This is a genomic window from Oleiphilus sp. HI0132, assembly GCF_001635845.1.
This window is the reverse complement of record NZ_LWGJ01000102.1, coordinates 1-3,187: the sequence shown is the minus strand read 5'-3', so window position 1 is coordinate 3,187 and position 3,187 is coordinate 1. Positions and strand designations below refer to the sequence as shown.

3 protein-coding genes are annotated in these 3,187 nt (G+C 44.5%); 2 read left to right on the top strand and 1 reads right to left on the bottom strand.

Annotation, left to right across the window (positions count from 1 at the left end; translation table 11 throughout):
* Together A3766_RS01305 and A3766_RS01300 are read left to right on the top strand one after the other, a co-directional pair.
* Positions 1-325, top strand: a 325-nt coding sequence (locus A3766_RS01305; RefSeq protein WP_197479163.1) for a formate/nitrite transporter family protein, incomplete at its 5' end; no start/stop codon positions are given.
* 48 nt (positions 326-373) lie between these two features.
* Entirely contained in the window at positions 374-2,101 is a 1,728-nt protein-coding gene (locus A3766_RS01300; protein WP_068641509.1) for a bifunctional protein-serine/threonine kinase/phosphatase, read from the top strand.
* A gap of 68 nt (positions 2,102-2,169) precedes the next feature.
* Here A3766_RS01300 and A3766_RS01295 read toward each other — a convergent pair.
* A partial coding sequence (locus tag A3766_RS01295; RefSeq protein WP_082906997.1) for a putative solute-binding protein occupies positions 2,170-3,187 on the bottom strand: 1,018 nt, incomplete at its 5' end.

The following is a 3,187-nucleotide window of genomic DNA, read 5'->3' as shown; positions in this document are numbered from 1 at the left end:
GATATTTATTCGTGGCATGCTGTGTAACTGGATGGTATCGATGGGTGTTGTCGGTGCAATGATTTCAACCTCTGCAACGAGTAAGATCATTGCAATGTGGATGCCGGTAATGCTCTTCTTCTTTATGGGCTTTGAACACTCTATTGTAAACATGTTCCTATTCCCATTCTCTATGATCATGGGCGGTGACTTTGGTTTATACGAGTACTTCGTATGGAACGAAATCCCAACAGCTTTGGGTAACCTTGCTGGCGGCTTCTTACTAGTAGGTCTGCCACTATACTGGACGCATGTTAGGACTAATCCAGAGCGTAAGGTCGCTTAATACTAAAATAATATAATAGGAGCCCCGCCAGAAATGGCGGGGTTTTTTATGTCTAAGCAACTTAAAGTATCTGTTAGTCAGTATTCAACTGCAGGAAAGAAAGACCTGAATCAGGACTTCCATGCAGCCTATGCCCCGGAAGAGCCTTTGCTCGCGTCCAAAGGGCTGGTGGTCGCTTTGGCTGACGGTATTAGTAGCAGCAATGTAAGCCAGATTGCGAGTGAAACCGCGGTTAAAGGTTTGATACAGGACTACTACAGCACATCAGACTCCTGGTCTGTGAAGACCTCTGCTCAACGGGTTCTTAAAGCAACTAACTCCTGGCTGTTCGCGCAGACCCAAAATAGCCCGCATCGCTTTAATAAAGACAAAGGCTATATCTGTACCTTTAGTTCGCTTGTTATTAAGTCGAACACTGCTTATTGCTTTCACTCTGGTGATTCACGTATCTACAGGCTTGCTGACAATAACCTCGAGCAACTAACCAAGGATCATCGACATGTCGTTGATGCAGAAACGAGTTACCTGATCCGCGCATTGGGCGTTCATGACACTTTGGAAATGGACTATCGAGCGCTTCCTCTAAGTGAGGGAGATATCTTTATTCTTGCTACTGACGGGGTGTATGAGTTTCTTACTGAAAAGCATTTGGCGAATACGATTACGAGAGCTTTTGAGGAGACAGGGAAAGTACCAGATAGTTTGGCAAAAGAGTTGGTTAATGAAGCCCTGGCAGCGGGCAGCGATGACAATTTAACTTTGCAGATCGTGAGCATCGATAGTTTACCTGCGCGAGAGTTAAGTGAGTTACAACAGCAGCTTACTCAGCTGCCTCCTGCCCCCAGATTAGAGGCTCGTAAAGAGTTTGATGGATACATGATTCTACGTGATATCTATATCAGTAGTCGTAGCCATGTATTTCTAGCAGAAGACCAACAAACAAAAAAGAAGGTGGTGATAAAAACACCTTCCACAGAAATGAGAAATAACCCGGATTACTTGGAAAGCTTCTTGATGGAAGAGTGGATTGCAAAAAGGGTGAGCAATGCTCATGTTTTGAAAGCAATTGAACCTGATAGAAAGCGTAATTTTATTTATTTAGTGTACGAATATATTGAAGGGCAGACGCTTGCACAATGGATGCTGGATAACCCTAAACCGGACATCAAAACAGTGCGAGAGATCGTTACTCAAATTGCTAAGGGGCTTCAGGCCTTTCATCGACAAGAGATGGTGCATCAGGACTTAAGGCCAAATAATGTCATGATTGATAGCCAGGGAACGGTAAAAATTATAGATTTTGGCGCAACAAAAGTAGCCGGAATTACTGAGGTGATCAGTAAAAACGAAGGCATTATGGGGACAGCTCAATTCACTGCACCGGAATACTTTTTGGGGGAAAGCGGAACAAGCAAGTCTGATCTGTTCTCTCTAGGCGTCATGACCTACAAGATGTTAAGTGGCGAACTACCTTACGGCAATGATATTTCAAAGATTAAAGATCGGCGTTCACTAGGGCGGCTAGGCTACCAATCCATCGATAAGGGGCGGGATGTTCCTGGCTGGTTTGACTACGCAATTAATAAGGCGGTTCATATTGACCCCTTAAAGCGCTATGGTGAAGTATCCGAGTTTATTTATGAGCTGAATCATCCAAGTAAAGTCTACGTAAATAAAGCCAAGCCACCGTTGTTGGAACGTAATCCCGTACTTTTTTGGCAGCTAAGCTCGGTGATTTTACTAATTATTGTGCTTTATCAAGCCAGCATGACGTAAACAATGTAGGCGGTTGGATTTGGGGCAACCGCCCGTATAAGTTTTCAAAGGCTTGGGTTACTTGTTGGCTATTCGGGCGTACTGCACTCCGCGCGGCTAGGGTCTTCAGCACAACGGATTTTCCATAGTAGCCGCAGCGCCTTAGGGTTAAAGGTACTATCTTCTTTTAGGGCCAAACGAATATCTCGGCTAAAGGTATCAAATTCAGACTTGGATGCATCACTTGTTTTGATCCAGTACTTGGCAGGAATTTCGTCTTCTGCATCTTTTACCATCTTATGGATTTGAGTGAGACGAGAGACCATGTATTTACGCATTTTGTTGCCAAAATCTGGAGCGAAGTTTTCCTTCTTGATAACCGTTTGGAGCATGCCGTAAAACAAACGGTAATCAATGATGCCACCTTGCTCTCCTAAACCGTGGTATAGCTCGAATGTGTTGTAAGCCAATGCCGGCATTAACAGAATATCGATATTGCCATTGTTAAACTGGCCAGAGAAGGTTGCCAGAGAGGTGGAAACGGGAGAAGCACCGGCCAGGGAGGCGAGTTTGAAGGCTTGCGGGTCACCATTCAAAACCGATATTTTTTTACCGCTGAAGTCAGGCACTGTGTTAATAGATTTATCATTGACGAATACATACATGGAGCCAACGGGAAATGAGGCGACAATTTCATATTTGCCGTTACTCATCAAGGTGCCTGCCTTTGGACTGGCTAAGGTTGCCAGTATTTTATTCAGCCCCTGATCCGACATGATTCCACCAATCGCATCAAGAGAGCCTCCAAAGGGTACATAGTCGCGGGACAGAATTGCACTCAAGTGTGCGGCATCACAAATGCCTGCTTTGAAGTCATTGGAAGCAACCTTCTCGTCAGTGTAAGCCTTGAATTCGAGGTCGATACCCCAGGCTATAGCTTTAGGTTTGAGGTCAGCATAGAAAGTCATCACAGGACCATTGGTACCCACCGGATCCCAAGTGCAGATGGACTTCTTCTCTAGCGAGAAAGCTGAGGTGCTAAATAAATATATTACGAATGAAAAGAATGTATAGAGTGCGTATTTCATATCAGAGCCCTTTGTTATT

Bases quoted from the DNA above. Each gene is read 5' to 3' on its own strand.
- A3766_RS01300 (WP_068641509.1), top strand. From the start codon at position 374: ATGTCTAAGCAACTTAAAGTATCTGTTAGTCAGTATTCAACTGCAGGA.